Raw genomic sequence first — 19,880 nt, 5'->3', positions numbered from 1 at the left:
ATACTAAAATAGCTATAATAACAATACCCAATACTGCGACATAGAATAAAATGTTTTTGGTTTTGATAAAATAAAGATAGTAAAAAAATATAAATTTTAAAATTTCTGAGAAAACGAAACATTCACATAAATTATGATGATAAGTTTATCATTGAGGGGGATTAATGAATTTAGAAGAATACGAAAAAGTTAAAAATTTAAATTATTTGGAATATTGTGATTATTTACAAAAAAATACGGGCTAGGTCCAGTTCCATACTTTACAAAAAGTTGATATAAGGACAAAAAAGCTTCAAGAACTAACGAAGGGCTAATGGCCCATCATAAGTATGAAGATCATGAAGTTCTTCTTAGCGATCGCGAAAACGCCAAGCGATATCCATACGAATGACAATTACCAGAGAATTTAGTTTACTGTGATTATTTGGAACATTTGCTTTTACATATTTTAATTTGCGAAAAATTTCTAAAAAAAGATGTTACGGGCAAATTCATGAGAACTTTTGAAGATGAGAACACAAGCACTACAGACTGGTTAAGAATTCAAGGGATAACCGTTTTTATTGCCCCGCTTCTAAACGATTTTTATTCTGGTTGAACTCCGAAACTAGAGTGAATGAGAAAATGTCTTTCATTAATAGAAAACGATAAACATGTTTATTTAGTGTTATTGAAAAGATTTAAAACAAATTGTAAATACAACTTTCTTTATCGTGAAGAATACCTATATTCATCCTTTAACGAATATTATGGATATTGGTCTAAACAAAAAAATAAAAAGATATTCGATGAAATTAAAAAACTATAATTAAACTAATAATATAACTGTTTTTTCTTTATAAAAACAAGGAAAAAAGTTGTACTTTATTTTAAAAATAGAATCTGTCGATATTTTAAAATTTAAAATAGTATCAATGAAAAAAAATGAAAAGAGCTTTTATGTCAAAAAATAAAAAAGAAAATATATTTAGAAAAATAATTAATGGCATTAAAAGATGGTTTGCCCCTCCGTTGCTTCTAAAGGAATCTAAAAAATACTACGGAGACGGAATGGAAAGCAGAGTTTCTAAAGAACTAAAAATGTATTTGCCTGATGCAAAAGTATATCATAATATTTGTTTAAATGTTCAGCAAGCAAAAGGCGAAATTGATTTTTTAATTATTTATAAAAGCAATGTTTATGTTATTGAAGTGAAATCTTGAAAAGGAAATTTGAAACAAGACGGGAACACCTTTATTCAAGATAAAAACAACGGAAAAAAAATTATACATAAAAGTCCTTTTAAACAAGTTATTGGCAATTTAATGCAATTAAAAGAGCAAAACAAAGGCGTATGATTTGAGCCGATTGTTCTGTTTTTGGATGCCGATACTGTAGTTGCAGAAAACAGCGTCCCTTGATTTACAGATATTGAAAGTATGTGTTATTATATACTGAAAAACATTCATAATAGTAATCATCATATTGACTTAGAAAAACTTGAACAATTATTGATTGGGTATGATATATTATACACAAGCCAATTTTTGACGAGCCGTTGAGAAAGCTGCATAATTGATCCGAGTTCGTTAGTGTTTGAATACAAAAACATGATTATTAATAAGAATAATATCAATAAAATTGATATAGTTCATAGTTTGTTATCGGATAAACTTACAATTTTATTAAACAACTTAGAAGTAATAAAAATAAAGGTATATGGACACGAAATTAATTACCAAATAAATGGCGAATGGTATAAAACCAATATTTCGAAACTGAATAATATTTTTATAAACGCAAAATAAAAACCCAATAAAAAAATAGAGCAAAAAAGCTCTATTTTTTTATTGGGAAAAAATACTATATCATGGAAATAATTTCATTAATATTGTTAAGATTCTTGATTAAATTAATTATTTCTCCGTCGTTTATAAACAACACAAAGAAATTAAGTGTATTTAAAATATTTTCATAACATCTTTCATTTTTAATATCAAATGATTTGGCTTCTCGTTGGTAGCTTCCTAATTTTTTGATATATTCTAATATTTCATCATGTTCAATATAACCATTTTTATATAAAGAAGCAATAATATAAGCAAAACGTTTTTCTTGTCCGTCACCAAATTCGCTATTTTGATTAATTAAAGATAAATATATAGAATCTAAAATTTGATTAGGAAAAATACTATGTTCATAATCGGCTTTAATAAGATCTATTATTAATTGACTAGCATGCGAAAAACAATCAATTCAGCCATATTGTTCGCTATAGCCAACTGTGCATTTTTCTTTTTCAATATATTTAAGAATTTCTTCTAATATTTTGTGCGTTTGTCCTTTAGAAAGAATTCCAAAATATTTATATTCTTTTTTGTTGCCGAAAGTAACAATTAAAGAATATAAAAGAATCGCAAAGCTCCTTTTTAGAGCATATAAAATATCCGCTTCTTCGATTTTCTCAAAAATAATATTTTGATTGATTAAATAATCATATATTTCAATAACTTGTTCTTTTTCGAATGCTTCAGTATAAAAACCCTTGCCGAACAATGAAAATATGATTTCATCGCGAATTTGTTTATCTGGAGAACCAATATTTTGTAGCATGAAATTTAATTCATCTTGATTTATTTCAATATCTTCATCTGTATTTAGTTTTTTCTCTAATTGTTTGATCATAATTACCTCTTTGATAAATTATAAAAAATTAAAAGAAGCAATTGCTTCTCTTGATCTAAATTATCCCCTAATTTTTAAAACTGATAATAAGAAATCAAAAACAAATTTTTGTTTTTCGATGATTTTATCATTGCAAATAAATTCGCGATTAAATGTATCTAATGAAAACAAATCTTCAACTTCGTCGAATTTAACTCTTGAGAATAACATAATGTACGATAATTCTTCAGATAATGAAGCTGGTGATTCAAGATTTTGAATGTGTAATAGTTCTTCAATAATTTTCTTGGCACCAGCTGAGGTAAAGATATCAATGCCATCTTCATTTTCAAATTCGGCATATTCGCTATCTGATTTAGTTCAATCAGGATCTTTTAGATATAGGTCAATAATTGTATTAAACAATTTTAGTATTGCGCGTCTTAAATTATTATCTACTTGTCCTTTGGCATATTCTTTAAATGGACGGATGTTCTTTGCTTCGCGACCTCATTCTCCACCAGCTTCGTATTTGCAAACATCTAAGATATGGGTTACTCATAGCTCTTCTTTGTCGGTGCTTTCGCATGTATCGCATTTGTCTAGGATTTTAACAATGTAAGCATACTTATCATTAATAGGTAATAAATATTTTTCTTTTTTAACTTCTGAAGCTTTCATTGGTAAAGCAGAGTTAACACGATATGAAATTTCTTCTACGGTATATGGTAAATATACTTCGTTATCTTCGTTTATTCAGTCTAATATTTTCATTTTTATCCCCCTTTTATTTATGTTAATATTTTACTCTTTTACATATTATTAAACATAAAAATATTGTTATTTTAACCTAATTTTCAATGGATTTTATAAATAAAAAACCCATCAAAATGGGCTTTAAAATTATTATAGTTTTTTTGCATATTTAGTTCATTTATAACTATTTCAACGTAATCCAAATAGGATTGTTCTAAAGATAGGGTCAAGCAAAGTGGCGGCAGTTAGCAATATGATATAAATTCCTTGCGAAAGTTTAAATTCTGCGGTGTTTTGGAATATTGCAACCATGTACACAGCTGATAGCTGTACCCCAATCATTGTTAGAAGAGCTACAAAGTTTGGCATTCAAACATCATTTGCACCTCATAGTGCTCTTAGTGTTGTTAAGTTACCGATGTCAAATATTGCTTTAAGCATCATTAAGCCAACTACAAAGTAGCCAACTTGATTAATCATGGCAGTATCAATTGAATAAATTTTTAGAGAAGGTCAGGTTAATAGTAGGCCACAGATTGATAAAATTGTTTGTGCATAAAATCCAAGTTTTAAGGAACTATTTCCTAATGAATGAGCGCGCTTGAAATCTTGTTTACCAATCTCAATACCGACAATAACTGTAGTTACATAGCTTAATGCCATTACAAATGAGTTGAAGATGTCATAAGTATTGTTAACAGCACGTCATAAACCAACATATTTAGCATCTAGATTCCCGTATGGAATGGCACTGGCGATCATGTATTGCGCGATGAATCAAATTCCGGTTTCAAGTGCAATTGGTAACCCTAGTTTAATAACTTCACGAATATAACGATTATTTCATGTTTCGCTGACTTTGATTTTGTATTTTTTGAAAATAAAGTGATAAACAAAAGCATATGAGATTACTAGGTTAATTAAAGCCCCAACTACCGTTTCCATTGAAATTAGTAAAATTAAATTTAATCTTCCGTTTGGAATAAATAAAACTGAATATGTAAAAGCGGTACGAATAAAAATACTTGAAATAATACCTATGATAGCATAATTGTTTTTTTCGATTGCTTGTAGGGCTGAAACAAATATCAAGGCAATTGATGCTAAAAAGATATCAAGGGTTGTTAATCTAATGAATTTAACAGTAAAAGCAAGTTCGCTTGTTTCTAAGATTAAGGGTTTAGTATTTTCTAAAATAATACCTTGGTATGAACCACCATAAATTGCTTGAGTGATATCAGCGGCTGAGATATTGGCAGCTTTTAATCTCTCAACGTTATTCATATAAAGTTGATAACCTTCTTGAGTTTTTCAAGCGATAATTGGGCTAGCTTTGGCACCAGATGCAGATAAAATGGCTGGCGCGCTAAAGAACATAATTAAATAACATCCGAAGTTAATTAAAAGTGAAACATATATAGATGACCATAAAACTTTCGGTATGTCTTTTTCTTTTTTCTGCCCGAAAAGATTTGATGCTAAAACTAAAACACCTAACTGATAAATTAACGGAATGAATGTTAGGATTTTATAAACAGTTAAAATTTTGGCGAATGTATAGAAATAATAACCATTGTATGAGCCGTCAATGTGTCACACTTTATAATACATTGTAGTCGCAAGTGAACCAACAACAGAAACAAGAGCAAAAAATAAAGTTTGAATAAAGATTGGCAAGGTAAGTTTAAAAATATACTTGAAATCTCTGATTCCAAATATTTGTTTTAATTTAGTTTTTACACCTGTTTTTAGCATAAAAGCAATTTTACTAAAATTAGTAAAAAAATAATTCATTTAATTACAAATTAAATATAGCGCCATAATGCGAATATTATTTTAGTTTGGTTTACAATATTAAAATAACGATATTAAAGTAAAATTTAATTAGATTATTAAATTACTAAGGAGTTAATTATGGGTTTTTGATCAAATCTTAAAGACAAACTATTCGGAACAAAAGAAGAAAGAATAGCTAAAAAACAAGCCAAACTTGAAGAAAAAGAGCAAAAGAAACTTCAAAAAGAGTTAAACAAACAAAACAAATTGAATAACTACATCGCTGGTCTTTCGAAATCAAATACTTCTTTTACTGAAAGCATTAAAGAATTACAAAACCGTCACAATAAGATTGATGAAGAATTTTTTGAAGAGCTAGAAGAAATTTTGATTATGTCAGATATATCAATGAAACTAGTTCAAATCATTATTAACGAATGTAAAAAAGAAGTTAAAAATGAAAACATTACTGACCCTAAATTAATCAATGAAATTATTGCTGATAAACTATTCACAATTTATGCTTCTAATTCAGTAATTGATACAACATTAAATGTTCAACCTAATCGTATTAATGTTATGTTATTTGTCGGAGTAAATGGTTCAGGTAAGACCACTTCAATTTCTAAAATCGCAAAGAAATTAATTGATGAGGGGCATAAGGTTTTAGTTGCTGCTGCCGACACATTTAGAGCCGCTGCAGTTGAACAACTTGAAATTTGAACCAAACGTGTTGGAGCTGATATAGTTAAACCTGCGGAAAACGAAAAAGACCCAGCGGCTGTTGTATATAAAGCCATTGATAAAGCTCAATCAGAAAACTATGATGTTTTAATAATCGACACCGCCGGTAGATTGCAAAACAAAGTTAATTTGATGACAGAGCTTGCTAAGATTAATAAAGTTTTAGCTTCAAAAATCGAAGGTGCTCCACATGAAAGTTTGTTAGTATTAGATGCAACAACTGGACAAAATGGAATTGCGCAAGCTAAGGTATTTGGCGAGGCTACTCCATTATCAGGAATTGTATTGACTAAGATGGACGGAACATCAAAAGGTGGTATAGTTTTAACTATTAAAGATGAAATTAATTTAGCTGTTAAATACATCGGTTTGGGCGAAAAAGTTGAAGATCTAGCTGAATTTGATTTAGATGCTTATATTTACGGTTTGATGAAGGGCTTAAACGAATAATGGAATCACTTGAAGAAAGAAATTTAATTATCAAATTGTATGAAAAATACGGAGATTTATTAGCCCAATCTCAAAAACAAGCTCTGTATTTACATTTATTTGAAGATTTATCGTACGCAGAAATTGGTGTTGAATTAGCCATGACTAGAAGTGGCGCATTTGATGCCGTAAAAAAAGCAAAAGCGAAATTATTAACTATTGACCAAAAAATCAATGGTTAATGATTTTTATTTATAAGTTTCGTTAAATTTTCTGAGAAAATTACCCCAAATAACTACAAATAATATAAAATAATAAAACGAAATAACCTATATAAAAAGAGGTATCAATGTCATCATATAAAAGAGTATTAATTAAACTTTCGGGCGAAGGTTTAGCTAATAAAGAGAAACATTTAGCAATCGATTATGAACTTGTACAAAAGTTTGCTAAACAATTAAAAATCATATTAGAAAAAGGTATTGAAGTAGCCATTGTCGTTGGCGGTGGAAACTTCTGAAGAGGAACTAGTGCCGCTAAAAACGGCATTCAAAGGGTGAGAGCCGACTATATCGGAATGTTAGCAACAACAATGAATGCATTAGCACTTCAATCAGGATTTGAAAATAACGATTTACAAAGTCGTGTATTATCAAGTTTAACCATGGACCCAAAAGTTTGTGAAGTATATATTAATGAAAAGGCTAAAAAATATTTAAGAGATGGAGAAGTTGTTATATTCGCCGGCGGAACTGGGAGACCATTTTTCACAACGGATACAGCTTCAACTTTATTCGCTTCCGAAATCAACGCAGATGCAATTTTAATGGGAAAAAATAATGTTGATGGAGTTTATGATTCTGATCCTAAATTCAATGCCAAAGCAACTAAATTTTCAGTTATCACTTATGACGAATTACTTGAAAAAGATTTAAAAGTTATGGACCAAACAGCCGCATCAATGGCAAAAGATAACAATATTGATATCATCATTTTCGACATCAATGAAAAAGATGCACTATTAAGAGCAATTGAAAATAAAATCCCAAATACAATCATTACTAAATCTAAGGAGAAATAATGGAACTAAATTTATATTTAATGGAACTAAATGAAGAAATGAACAAAACTATTAACAACTTTGAAAACCAAATGACAAAAGTTGTTGTAGGACGTGCTAACCCTGCTTTAATTAACAAAATTAAAATTAATTATTATGACTCAATGATCAGCCTAGAAGAAATTGCTGCTATCACTGTTGCTAGTCCATTACAATTACTAGTTAAACCTTATGATATGGGTGTTTTAAAAACAATTGAAAAAGCTATCATGGACAACAAAATTAATGTTGCTATTTCAAATGAAGGTCACCAATTAAGATTGACTTATCCACAAATGACAACCGAAAAAAGAGTTGAAATGACTAAACAATTAGGTACCATCACTGAACAAGCAAGAGTTGGTATTCGTCAAGCTCGTCAAGATATTAACAAACAAATTAAATCAGATAGCGAACTTTCAGAAGATTTACAAAAACACTATTTAGACAATATTCAAAAAGAAGTTGACAAAGCTATCGAAAAAATTAATGAAATGTCAAAAGTTAAAGAAAAAGAATTGATGACAGTTTAATAAATTTATTATTAAAGTGCCCAAGTGGCACTTTTTTTAATTTTTCTTTTAAACAAATGAAAAAAATATAGCGAAGCAGCAGCTTCGCTATTATTATTTCTCTATTGCTTGTTATACAGAAAGGAGGCAAAAACAGATTTAAATATAACAAACTATTATGAGCTCGACAAAAAGAGTTTCAATTGAAAGATGAGAGAGCGAAAAATTTATGGATAGGAAATAATTAAATAAAAATTTTGTTTAAAAATGACTTATATGTAAAATTGTTTATAAAAAACGAGTAAAAATTTAAAAACTTATGATAATAAATTGAGTTTGGATTTAGAAATTTTTTAATTTGATAATAGTTAAATATAAAAATGTGAATGAATTTTTTTGTGAATTTAATTTGAATTGTTTTGGTCGTTTTTACACGACCATCTTCATTATATGAAATAAAATGAAAATAATCTAAAATATGTTGCAAAAATAGCGAAAATATAAAAAAAAATTACCAATTTCAAGGACTTTTTTCGCATATTATAAAAAACGATTTTTCTAGGGCGCCCAAATAATTGTCTTTTTATTTACCTTTTTAATGAATTAAAAAGGTTTTAATAATATAATAATAACATCATGAAAAATGTTAAGTTAAGAGCCAAATCGGCAGCAATATTATTTGCAATAATAATCCCATTTTTTTTCATAACTTATTTTGCAAAAGTACCTGGAAAGGTTATTGGACTTGCTTTTTTTATGTTCTTTGCAGCATGGGCAACATACGAAGTTATCTCACATAATAAATTGTCAAGATGAATGAATATTTTAATTGTTTTTTCAACTGTTATTATTTGAGCATTTCCACTCGATTTTTATGTCGCCGAGACAGCAGGAATTAAAAATCAGTTTTGAAATACGCAACAAACTGGGATAGATATTTATACACTGACCAAAATGATTACAAATGTAATGTATTTTGGGATTGACCGAATAACACATTTTAGAGCCCTTGGTTTATCAATTATATTCATCTTAATTACATTAGTTTTTTTAATTAACTGTAGAATTTATAAAACAGCAAAATCATTATTTATTAATTATTTTATTTCATTATTTGCGTTAATTTTTATACCTGCATTTTTAAAAATAATGTTCATGTTTAACGTTGGAAATATTTACTTTATTTTCTGCATTTTCTTTATTCCAATTGTGGTCGACACAACGGCATATTTTGCTGGTAGATTATTAGGACATAAGATTTTTAAGATTGGATTAGCACCACATATTAGCCCTAAAAAAACTTGAGAAGGGGCAATCATTGCTTATCTTTTCGGTGCACTATTTGTTTTCATAACAATGTATTTAGGCAAATTAACTAATAATATTAAATTTACTTTATTGTTCAACTGAAAACAATTAATTGCTGCAGTATTAATCTTACCTGCGATTTCGCAAATTGGAGATTTATGATTCTCTGGCATAAAAAGACTTTATGATATTAAGGACTTTTCAGACTTAATTCCGGGACATGGCGGTTTGATGGATCGCTTTGACTCAGTATCATTTGTTGCTGTTACAACATCAATGATTTTATTAATTAAATAATTTAAAAGAAATATTGGGGTGATGTATATGCGTTTTCGTGACGAAAGTTTTGTAAAGCTATGTAAAGAAATTAATTTTTCTATTACTGAAGAGTTTAGTGATGCAATTGTAGAAGAGGTTGTATTCGATAATAAAACCGGAGTGTGATCACTGAAAGTTTCTTTTGATAAACACATCAACATCAATCAATATAAAGAATTTAGAAAAGCTTTGGATAAAAGATTTCCAAAGTGTATTTTCTATTTGGTTATTCGCAATGTTTTAAGAGATAAAAACACAATTATTGATTACTTAACATACATAACGGAAACTAAACACAAATCTCTTAATGCACTAAAAGGCTATATTAATGTCAATTCAATCAAATTAACTGAAGATGAAATTTGATTTGTTTTACCTATTAAGGCGGTATATGACCAATTTGTAGCTAAAGCTGAAGTGATTAAAAAAGCTTTGAAGGCAATCGGATATGGTTTCTATCGTGTAAATTTTAAATTGGAAGAAGCTGACGTAATTAAAAACTCGACAATGAATTTCATTGATAATATGGTTGAAGAAATGTCGAAGTTAAAAAAGATGAGCGAAATTGAAGAAAAAAATGAATCCAAGAAACCAATGGGCAAACAATTTTTCCGTCGTGAAAGTCAAAAACCAATTGAAATGGACATTGAAAGTGCAACACAAACTTATGAAGAAATTATGATCACCACTAAGGGTGAAATTTTTAAAATTGATAGTATGAAATTAAAAACCGGCAAGACTTTGTATACCGTTGCCATATCAGATTATAAAGAAGCAATATATGTCAAAAAATTCCTTGCAGAAAATGAAGAAATTCCTAATCTCAAAATAGGCGAAACTATCATAGTAACTGGTAAATTAACTAATGATACCTTTAGTAAAACAAAAGCTATTATGGCTTCAGGAAAAGAATGATATACAGTAACAGAAGGGCTGACAAAAATAAAAAAAGATTACGATGAAGTCAAGAGAATTGAATTAGCTGCCAGAACTAATATGAGTGCTCAGGATGGTATATCAACCCCTTTAGAATATTGCAATGCCCTAAAGTCTTATGGCGTCAATGCAATTGCAATTACTGACCTAGATGATGTTCAGGCGTTTCCTGAATTATTTAAGTGTGCTAAATCAAATCCAACAATCAAACCAATTTATGGAATTACTATGAGCTCATTGGATAGCTCAAATAATTTCTTCTATGGATTTAAAGACTTTGATTTAAAAGAACAAGAATATATTGTATTCGACTTAGAAACAACCGGCTTGAGTCCTAGATTTGATGAAATTATTGAATTTGGTGGAATTATTATGAAGGCCGGTGGAATTATTGAAAAGATTCAATTTTTCATTAAACCAAATCATCCACTTTCAGCATTCACGGTAAACCTAACTCATATTACTGATGAAATGGTTGCAAAGGGATTAAGTCAAGAAGAGGGAATTAGAAAAATTCATAGTTTATTATCAAACAGGGTGTGTGTAGCCCATAACGCTAATTTTGACGTTAATTTCTGTAAACAAAAATTTAAAGAATTAGGCCTAGATTGCTCACAAATTTATGGAATAGATACTTTGGCAATTTCACATTTTCTAAACCCGTATGAAAGAAAGCATACATTAGGCGCAATGTCTAAACGCCTTGGGGTTACTTATGACACCGCGGTTGCCCACCGTGCTGATTACGATGCTGAAGTTTTATCACGTGACTGAGTTAAAATGATTGAAAAATTAAAACGTGATTATTCAATAACTACTTCGCGTGAATTGAATGATGTTAAAAGCTTCGCAATGTTGGCTCGTAAATTTACTTATGAATCTAGAGTTTTGGTTAAAAATCAGATTGGGCTTAAAAAGCTATTTAAATTAGTTACGAGAATTTTGACTGACCAATATAATGAAGGTCCGCAGTTATATTTTAATGAAATTGGAAACGACCCAGATTTATTATTTGGTTCAGGAACTCACGGTTCTTATTTATGAGAACAAGTATTTAATGGCACGGATGAAAACATTGAAAAAGCCATTAAAATGTATGACTATATTGAACTTCCTCCAATTAGCTCTTTCCAATATTTAATAAATGATGACAGAATTACCGAAGCTAATTTAAAATTCGCATATAAAGATTTAATTGATAAAGCAACTAAATTGAATAAATTGTGTGTAGCAGTTAGCGATTGTCGTTATGTATTTGACTATCAAAGATTGATTTATGAAGTTTATATTAACGCACCTTCTTTAGGTGGAGGATTTCACTGACTAAAGGGTAAATCAATTCATCCTAATCTGATTTATTTAACAACAGATGAAATGCTAAAAGAATTTAACTTCCTAAATGATGGCATGTTAGTGCGTGACATCGTTGTAAATAATACCCACAAGATTGCCGATCAAATTGAAGGAAATATTGAAGTTATCAAAAATAAGTTATACTTCCCTGAATTTGATAATTCACCCGAAAAATTGCGGGCAGTAGTTTATAAAAACTTAAGCGACAGATACGGAGAAAATCCTGATCAATATATTTTGGATAGAATTGAAAAAGAATTGAATCCTATCATTAAATATGGTTATTCTGTAACTTATTGAATCAGTCACAAATTGGTTCAAAAAAGTAATCAAGATGGATACTTAGTAGGTAGCCGTGGTTCGGTAGGATCGTCTCTTGTTGCAAACCTTGCTGATATTTCTGAGGTTAACCCTTTACCACCACACTATCTATGTACAAAATGTAAACACTTTGAATGAAATAAAGACCCTCAATATTTATCTGGTTGAGATTTACCGGATAAAAAATGTGATAAATGTGGCATTTTGATGGAAAAAGATGGACACAACATTCCGTTCGAAACTTTCTTAGGATTTGAAGCTAATAAAGTGCCGGACATTGACCTTAACTTCAGTGGTGTATATCAACCAACAATTCATAATTATGTTAAAGAATTATTTGGTGAATCACACACCCTTAGAGCCGGAACAATTTCAACGGTTGCAGAAAAAACAGCATTCGGATTTTGTAAAAAATACGAAGAAGAACAAAGAACCGGATATCAACCTTGAACTCGTTCTTTCTTAGAATTTTTAGCAATAAAAACTTCCGGAGTTAAGAGAACAACCGGTCAACACCCTGGCGGTATTATTATCATTCCTAAAGAATACGATGTTGAGGACTTTACTCCAATTAACTTCCCGGCAAACGATGATGAATCAAATTGAAAAACTTCGCACTTTGATTATCACGCAATCCATGACAATGTTTTAAAACTTGACTTGCTAGGACATGATGACCCGACTGTCGTTAAAATGTTAGAAGATTTAACTAATACAAAAGTTAAAAGAGACGTACCTAGATTTGACCCAGAAGTACTTAAATTATTCTATACAACTGAGTCATTAAATATCTCTCCTAAAGATATCAGCGGGGAAACAACTGGAGCTTATGGATTGCCTGAATTTGGTACTAATTTCGTTAGAAAGATGTTAAAAGAAGCCCAACCCCGTTCATTCAATGACTTGATATTGCTTTCTGGTCTTTCACATGGTACGGATGTGTGATCAGGCAATGCTGAAAAGCTTGTTAAGGAAGGTAAGAAAATCAATGAGTGTGTCTGTTGTCGTGATGACATTATGGGATATTTAATTGACAAGGGTATTGACAAACTAAAATCATTTGAAATTATGGAAAAAGTTAGAAAAGGTAAAGGATTATCATCAGATCAAGAAAAACTTTTACTTGATAATAACGTTCCTGAATGATACATTGAATCATTGAAAAAAATTAAATATATGTTCCCTAAGGCCCATGCTACAGCATATGTTATTATGGCTTGAAGAATTGCTTGATATAAGCTATATTATCCACTAGAATTTTATGCTTCATATTACACTAACCGTCCTGATGCAATTGACATTGCAACTATGAGTAAGGGCATTGAAACTGTAAGATCTAAATTAGCCGAATTAAGAAGACGTTCTGCTGGTAGCGGCGAAAAACTATCAACAAAAGAAAATGCATTGATTCCTATGCTTGAAATTACTGAAGAGTTATACGCACGTGGTTATAAAATTAAAAATGTTGATTTAAATAAATCACTCGCAGAAGAGTGGATTGTTGACAGAAATAATAAGGCTTTGATTCCGCCTTTTGTTGTTGTAGATGGTTTGGGCGCAACTGTTGCCGATTCAATCATTGAGGCAAGGGAGGAAAATCATTTCAATTCTATTGAAGATCTAAAACGTAGAAGCAGTGTTAACTCTAAAATTATTACTTCGTTGACTGACCTTGGGGTGCTTGAAGGACTTGATGAAACTGACCAAGAAACCTTGTTTTAGTGGCCCGGACACTCAAAATCGCAATATAAAACAAATTTTGGGGCATTTTATCAAATATAATGTATAATAATTATGCTCAAAAGGGCAGATACAAATAATATGTATCTAAAATAAATTATTATCTCTCATTTTAAAAATTACATCCGGTTTTATTTAGTTAACATACACACTCTCTCTATTTTTATTAACAGTTTCTTTTAAAACCTATTATTGTTTTATTTGTTTTTATTTTTTATTAATTTAAGATGTAATTTTTTTGACGCTAAGCGGCGTCATTTTTTTATTAATTTTTTAAAAATTTGCCTTAGATTAAATAAAAATGAAGATTTAATTTTTTTTAATGTATTCTTTGCAGTTTAATTTATTTTATAAATTAGCAATTATTTGGTAAAATTTAGTTGTTTTTATATACAGAAATGGAGCCCAATATGTCAAATAATAATAAGTGAAAAAACAAAAAAATTAATGTTAAAAGTTATGAAGTAACAAACACAAAACCTAAGAAAGAGCTTTCTAAATCATGAAAAATCGCCTTAACTGGTTTATTTTTAATTGTGATTCCATCGTTTTTAATTTTCATTTTAATCGGAAAAGATGGATGAGTGTTTGAACAATTTAAAGATTATAATCGTTGAGCATTTGATTTACCAATTGCACTATCAGTGTTTATTATCCAAATGTTTGTTGTTTCATTATTAATTTGAAAATTCAAAGTATTTGGATCGGAAGCTTTGAACTTCTTAATCCCTGTCGCTTTAGCTATGAACTCATTTTTAGTATCTAGCGGTGATGTCGCATGATTCGTAAGAGTGTTACCAGCTGTAGGGTTGGCTTTCGTAGCGGTTCCTGTTATTATGATTAATAAAGCAATTGCCAAAAAAGCAATTGAGAAAAAAAGAGCAATTATTGTTGCCGAAGAACTTAAAAATAAAACGCTATTAGACTAAAATATCTGGCTAAACTTTCGTAGTTTAGTCTGTTTATTTTAAAGGAGATATTTATGTACAAAAAAATTTCATTAGAAGATAAAGTAATCGCAGATCTAATTAATTTAGAGGACCAACGTCAACAAGATCACATCGAATTAATTGCATCTGAAAACTATGTTTCTGAAGATGTTATGAAAGCGGCCGGTTCGTGTTTAACAAATAAATATGGTGAGGGATACCCAGGCAAAAGATATTATGGCGGTTGCGAATTCGTTGATCAAATCGAAGTAATTGCCCAAGAGAGAGCAAAAAAATTATTTAACGTAAATTATGTAAACGTACAACCTTATTCTGGTAGTGTTGCTAATGCGGCAGTTTATTTAGCTTTATTACAACCCGGGGATAGAGTTTTAGGTTTATCTCTTGATTCTGGAGGGCATTTAACTCACGGATATAGAATCTCATTTAGCGGAATATTTTATGAATCACACAGCTATTTTGTTAACGACGATGGACTTTTAGACTATGATGAAATTTTAAGAATAGCAAAAGAAATAAAACCAAAAATGATTATTTGCGGATACTCGGCATATTCACAAATTGTTGAGTTTGATAAATTTAGAAAAATTTGTGATGAAGTCGGCGCTTATTTATTTGCTGACATTTCACATATTTCAGGTCCTATTATAGCCGGACTTCACCCATCGCCAGCTGGACTTGCTGATGTTATTATGACAACAACTCATAAAACTTTACGTGGAACTCGCGGCGCCATTATCATGACTAATGATGAAGAAATTTACAAAAAAATTAATCGTTCAGTATTTCCTGGATATCAAGGCGGGCCATTATTCCACCAAATCGCAGCTAAAGCCGTAAGTTTTGGTGAAGCCTTACAGCCTGAGTTTTTAGAATATCAACAACAATTAATCACTAATTCACGGGTATTTTGCCAAACATTTATTAATAAAGGTGTGAAAGTAATTTCAGGCTTGACTAAAAACCATTTATTTATGATTGATGTTAAATCATCATACGGTTTAAATGGAAAACAGGCAACTGAAATCCTTTCAAAAGTTAATATTACTGTTAATAAAAACAGTATTCCAAATGATACTGAAAGCCCAATGGTTTCAAGTGGAATTAGATTGGGATCGGCTGCTATGACCTCAAGAGGTTTCCAAGAAGATGAATTCATCATTATTGCAAATCTAATTGATAAAGTTCTAAGAGAACCTGAAAATGAAGCTTTGTTAACTATGGTTAAAAAAGAAATTGCAAAACTTACCAATTCATTCCCAATTAAAAGAAGCTACATGAAACATTAGGAGGCCCGCATGCAAATCGAAGAAATCAGACAACTTATCACTTCAACATTGCGCACCATTGCTGGCATCGTGGGTTTTAAACAACTAACCGAAGATAATGAAGTAAGCGTGGAAAATGATGGTTTAATTGTTAGCGTAAGCGAAAATAATCCCGACATAATTAATATTGCAATGGGATTAATTATTTTATCAAATATCAGTGCCAAAAACATCGTTGAAGAAATTCACTCAATTGTTACATATTACCTAGAGCAACGTAATTTACATCTAGGTTGTTTATCAATCTACATCAAAGGAACTAAATAAAATGAAAAAAATTACTGGAGAAATTTGAAAAGAGGCGATCCTTTCCGGGTCTAATAATATTCAAAATAAAAAAACTGCAATTAATGCATTAAATGTTTTCCCTGTCCCTGATGGTGACACCGGAAGTAACATGGCGTCTACTATTGCGGCAGCTGTTGAAATTCAAAATATTAAAAATGGTCAAAACCTAGCCGAAGCATCACGTGTTATTGCTCAAAATATGTTATTATCAGCCCGTGGCAATTCAGGGGTTATTTTAAGTCAAATTTTTAAAGGTTTTGCGAACGGATTTAAAGGCAAAGAAGAAGCTAGTCCGTTTGATTTAGTTAACGCTTTTGAACAAGCTGCCAAAGTTGCTTATGGTGCGGTTTTAAAACCAATTGAAGGGACAATTCTAACCGTAATTCGTGAAGTTGCTGAAGGTTTAAAAGATAATGTTGTTGTAGATTCAAACATTGAAGATGTTTTAGATATTGCTTTACAATTAGCAAGAAAAAGTTGTGACAATACTCCTAATTTATTAAAAGTTCTTAAAGAAGTCGGTGTTACTGACTCTGGTGGTGAAGGTTTATATGCTATTTTAGAAGGTATGAAAGCCTACTTCGACGGTGAAGCAATTGAAATTTCCGATAAAGAAGACACCATTAACAAATTTATTTCAGATACCGAAGTATTCAGCGGCGAATTTGGTTACTGTACTGAATTTATTTTAGAATTATACAAACCTAAAAAATTCGATAAAGATTATTTAATTAAAAAACTTGAAAAAATCGGCAGCTCAATGGTCGTTGTTCAAGATGAATCAATTTTAAAAATTCACATCCATACTCAAAAACCTGGTGCAGTTTTAAGTAGTGTTAACAGTATTGGTCAATTTTTAAAAGTTAAGATTGACAATATGACATTGCAAGCTAATAATAGTAAAGAAACTGCCAAGAAAAATAGTAATGATGAAGCTTGTGAAAATAAACATTCAGCTGGATGTGCACTTATTTCATGTAATGCCGGTCAAGGAATTATTGACATGGTGCAAGATTACGGCGTTTCTTATGTTGTTGAAGGTGGACAAACAAATAACCCTTCAATTCAAGACATTGTTAATGCAATTAATTCTGTGGCAGCTAAAACTGTTTTCATTTTACCAAATAACTCAAATATTACCTTGTCAGCACAACAAGCTGCCACAATTGTAAGAAATAAAAAAGTTATTATTATCCCAACCAAATCACAAGCACAATGTTTAGGTGTAGCAATGAATTTTAGTCCTGAAAATAGTGCTAAAGAAAATCAAACATTAATGAATGATGCCTTGAAAACAATTCAGTATGGAGAAATAGCTCCTTCAGTTAAAGATACAAAATTAAATGGTATCAAAGTCAAAAAAGGTGACTTCATGGTCATTTCGGCTAATAAATTAGTTTCAACTGCTAAAACATATAATGAAGCAGCAATTAAATTGGTAGATGACTTAGTTAGTGATGATACTGAAATCGTAACTATTTTCTATGGTCAAGATGCATCAGAAGCCGATGCTAAGGAATTACAAAACTATATTGAAATTAACTATAACGTCGAAGTTGAAGTTTACTCAGGCGGTCAAACTATTTATCCATATTTAATTTCCGCTCAATAGGAGGCATACAATGCAAAGAACTATAGTTTTTGATGTTTTAAATAATGACAACGGACAAGTAAAAGCTATTCTTGGGGCTAAAAGATTTATTGAAGAAAATCCAGAATATAAATTGATTTTAGTAGGACAAGAAGAAGTAATTAAAAATACTCTTGGCAAGTATGCTGAAAAAGTTGAAATTATTTCTTCAAATGAAATAGCTCATAAAGTTATCAGTCCACGCGATGCTTTACGTAATCAAAGTTCAATGTTAAGCGCATTTAATGTACTTAAAGAAGGGAAAGCTGATGCTATTTTAAGTAGTGGGGATAGCGGTTCATATATTACTTTGGCTTCATTAAAAGTCAAGCGTTTGCCTAATGTTTCGCGCCCTGCTTTTATGCCAGTTCTACCAACCACAACTGATAAAAAAATGCTTTTATTAGACGCTGGCGCAAATTTAGAAATCAAAGCCGAATATTTGAATGAATGAGCAAAAATTGCATCAGAGTTTCATAAAATAATTTTCAAATCAAATAAACCAGTTGTTGGTCAATTAAATATTGGAACAGAAGATTATAAAGGTACTGAAATTGCGCGTGAAGCGAATAAATTATTAAAAGAACAAGCAGATAATTATAGTTTTAAAGGTTTCGTTGAACCTAGCTCGGCAATCAACGGAGATGTAGATATTTTAGTAGCTGATGGCTACGCTGGTAATATATTTTTAAAAACTTTAGAAAGTTCTTTCTTAGGGTTTGCTAAGTTACTAAAGCAAATTTATATGCGCAATTTAAAAACTAAAATTAGTGCATTAATGATCAAAAAAGATTTAAAAGGCTTTAAAGCAAAATTTGATTATCGTAATACCGGCGGCGCTTATATTGTTGGACTTGATAAAGTTGTTGTAAAAGCTCATGGAGGTAGCGACGAAGTTGCGTTCTATAATGCTTTAAATCAAATTAAAATTGCCTTAGACAACAACGTAATCGAAAAGTTAAAAGAAGTGTTCGAACAAGCAAAAGAAGGCGAAGATGAATAAAGATTTTCGCAAGCAATTAAAAAATATTTTAGAAAACGCTAGTTTTGACACCGCAGATCTAACAGATGAAATGTGATCATATTTTGAACAAGCATTCACTCATAAAACTTATGTTAACGAACACAAAGGAACTAAGAGCTATCAATATCTAGAATTTTTAGGAGATGCCGTTTTGCAATTTTTAGTAAGTAATGCAATTTTTTGAACTTTTCCTAATGATAACGAAGGACACGCGACTGCGTTGCGTTCCGCAATAGTTGACCGTGAAAATTTAGGTAGATTAGCTAATGAATTAAAATTAGTTGATTGTGTAAGAGCTTCAAAGGGAGCATATAACAACGGCAAAACTATTAAAGCAGATTCAGATTTATTTGAATCATTTGTGGGCGCTATTTATTGCGTTTATGGCCTTGGTGCAGTTGAAAGCTTTATTGAAAAAGTGCTGTTAGTTGATTTAGAAAATTTCTCAAACAGTTCACTAAAAGATCCTAAATCAAGATTTCAAGAACTTGTTCAAACTAGCGGTAAAAACGATATTTTTTATGAAAACACAGCATTAGGCAACGGACTGTTTGAAAGCCGGGTAATGATTGATAAATGTGTATATGGCATTGGTATTGGAAAGACCAAAAAAGAAGCTGAAAAAGCAGCGGCTACTGAAGCACTTAAAAAATATCAACAATAATTATTAATTAAATCAGGTGTTTAAAACTTGATTTTTTTATATCATTTTTTAATTTTTACA

General features: G+C 30.3%; 17 protein-coding genes. 14 read left to right on the top strand and 3 right to left on the bottom strand.

Annotated features, from left to right (window positions below; translation table 4 throughout):
- The first annotated feature begins 313 nt into the window (after positions 1–313).
- Entirely contained in the window at positions 314–808 is a 495-nt protein-coding gene (locus FJR74_RS07175) for an SAV1803-related protein (RefSeq protein WP_140914608.1), read from the top strand.
- Positions 809–939: 131 nt separating this feature from the next.
- Positions 940–1,788, top strand: a complete 849-nt coding sequence (locus FJR74_RS07170) for a nuclease-related domain-containing protein (RefSeq protein ID WP_170178324.1) — start codon at positions 940–942, stop codon at positions 1,786–1,788.
- Positions 1,789–1,843: 55 nt separating this feature from the next.
- On the opposite strand, the gene FJR74_RS07165 is transcribed toward FJR74_RS07170, so the two are convergent.
- The 3 genes from FJR74_RS07165 to FJR74_RS07155 form a co-directional block, all read right to left on the bottom strand.
- On the bottom strand, positions 1,844–2,665 hold the full coding sequence (locus tag FJR74_RS07165; RefSeq protein ID WP_140914606.1) for a DUF2785 domain-containing protein: 822 nt from the start codon (positions 2,663–2,665) through the stop codon (positions 1,844–1,846).
- 60 nt (positions 2,666–2,725) lie between these two features.
- Positions 2,726–3,418 carry a hypothetical protein gene (locus tag FJR74_RS07160; RefSeq protein ID WP_140914605.1) on the bottom strand — a complete coding sequence of 231 codons (693 nt, stop codon included), beginning with the start codon at positions 3,416–3,418 and terminating at the stop codon, positions 2,726–2,728.
- Between the two features lie 132 nt (positions 3,419–3,550).
- The gene (locus FJR74_RS07155) at positions 3,551–5,155 is read right to left on the bottom strand and encodes an MATE family efflux transporter (RefSeq protein WP_170178323.1); all 1,605 of its coding nucleotides are present in this window, start codon (positions 5,153–5,155) and stop codon (positions 3,551–3,553) included.
- Between the two features lie 159 nt (positions 5,156–5,314).
- Here FJR74_RS07155 and ftsY point away from each other — a divergent pair, with 159 nt between their 5' ends.
- The 12 genes from ftsY (at position 5,315) to rnc (ending at position 19,820) form a co-directional block, all read left to right on the top strand.
- Positions 5,315–6,370 carry a signal recognition particle-docking protein FtsY gene (gene ftsY / locus FJR74_RS00555; RefSeq protein WP_140914603.1) on the top strand — a complete coding sequence of 352 codons (1,056 nt, stop codon included), beginning with the start codon at positions 5,315–5,317 and terminating at the stop codon, positions 6,368–6,370.
- A complete protein-coding gene (locus tag FJR74_RS00550; protein ID WP_140914602.1) occupies positions 6,370–6,591 on the top strand; it encodes a sigma factor-like helix-turn-helix DNA-binding protein in 222 nt (73 codons plus the stop codon). The genes ftsY and FJR74_RS00550 overlap by 1 nt, the downstream gene beginning before the upstream one ends.
- Positions 6,592–6,698: 107 nt before the next feature.
- Positions 6,699–7,430: a UMP kinase gene (gene pyrH / locus FJR74_RS00545; RefSeq protein WP_140914601.1), complete on the top strand. Its 732-nt coding sequence runs from the start codon at positions 6,699–6,701 to the stop codon at positions 7,428–7,430.
- The gene (gene frr, locus FJR74_RS00540) at positions 7,430–7,981 is read left to right on the top strand and encodes a ribosome recycling factor (protein ID WP_140914600.1); all 552 of its coding nucleotides are present in this window, start codon (positions 7,430–7,432) and stop codon (positions 7,979–7,981) included. Before pyrH ends, frr begins: the two co-directional genes overlap by 1 nt.
- A 615-nt stretch (positions 7,982–8,596) precedes the next feature.
- Positions 8,597–9,565 carry a phosphatidate cytidylyltransferase gene (locus FJR74_RS07150; protein ID WP_140914599.1) on the top strand — a complete coding sequence of 323 codons (969 nt, stop codon included), beginning with the start codon at positions 8,597–8,599 and terminating at the stop codon, positions 9,563–9,565.
- 27 nt (positions 9,566–9,592) lie between these two features.
- The gene (locus tag FJR74_RS07145; protein WP_306766856.1) at positions 9,593–13,918 is read left to right on the top strand and encodes a PolC-type DNA polymerase III; all 4,326 of its coding nucleotides are present in this window, start codon (positions 9,593–9,595) and stop codon (positions 13,916–13,918) included.
- Positions 13,919–14,346: 428 nt separating this feature from the next.
- Positions 14,347–14,865: a hypothetical protein gene (locus tag FJR74_RS07140; protein WP_211333926.1), complete on the top strand. Its 519-nt coding sequence runs from the start codon at positions 14,347–14,349 to the stop codon at positions 14,863–14,865.
- Between the two features lie 53 nt (positions 14,866–14,918).
- Positions 14,919–16,175, top strand: a complete 1,257-nt coding sequence (gene glyA, locus FJR74_RS00520) for a serine hydroxymethyltransferase (RefSeq protein ID WP_140914596.1) — start codon at positions 14,919–14,921, stop codon at positions 16,173–16,175.
- A 9-nt stretch (positions 16,176–16,184) separates the two neighbouring features.
- Positions 16,185–16,481, top strand: coding sequence for a hypothetical protein (locus FJR74_RS00515; RefSeq protein ID WP_140914595.1), 297 nt, complete (start codon positions 16,185–16,187; stop codon positions 16,479–16,481).
- Position 16,482: 1 nt separating this feature from the next.
- Entirely contained in the window at positions 16,483–18,114 is a 1,632-nt protein-coding gene (locus tag FJR74_RS00510; protein WP_140914594.1) for a DAK2 domain-containing protein, read from the top strand.
- Positions 18,115–18,124: 10 nt separating this feature from the next.
- Positions 18,125–19,135 (top strand): phosphate acyltransferase PlsX, encoded by a 1,011-nt coding sequence (plsX, locus tag FJR74_RS00505; protein WP_140914593.1) that lies wholly within the window; start codon positions 18,125–18,127, stop codon positions 19,133–19,135.
- Positions 19,128–19,820: a ribonuclease III gene (rnc, locus tag FJR74_RS07135; protein WP_140914592.1), complete on the top strand. Its 693-nt coding sequence runs from the start codon at positions 19,128–19,130 to the stop codon at positions 19,818–19,820. Before plsX ends, rnc begins: the two co-directional genes overlap by 8 nt.
- The last annotated feature ends 60 nt before the right edge of the window (positions 19,821–19,880 follow it).

It is taken from the genome of Metamycoplasma neophronis (assembly GCF_006491995.1).
Taxonomy (GTDB): domain Bacteria; phylum Bacillota_I; class Bacilli_A; order Mycoplasmatales; family Metamycoplasmataceae; genus Metamycoplasma; species Metamycoplasma neophronis.
This window is presented reverse-complemented; position numbering and strand designations above follow the sequence as displayed.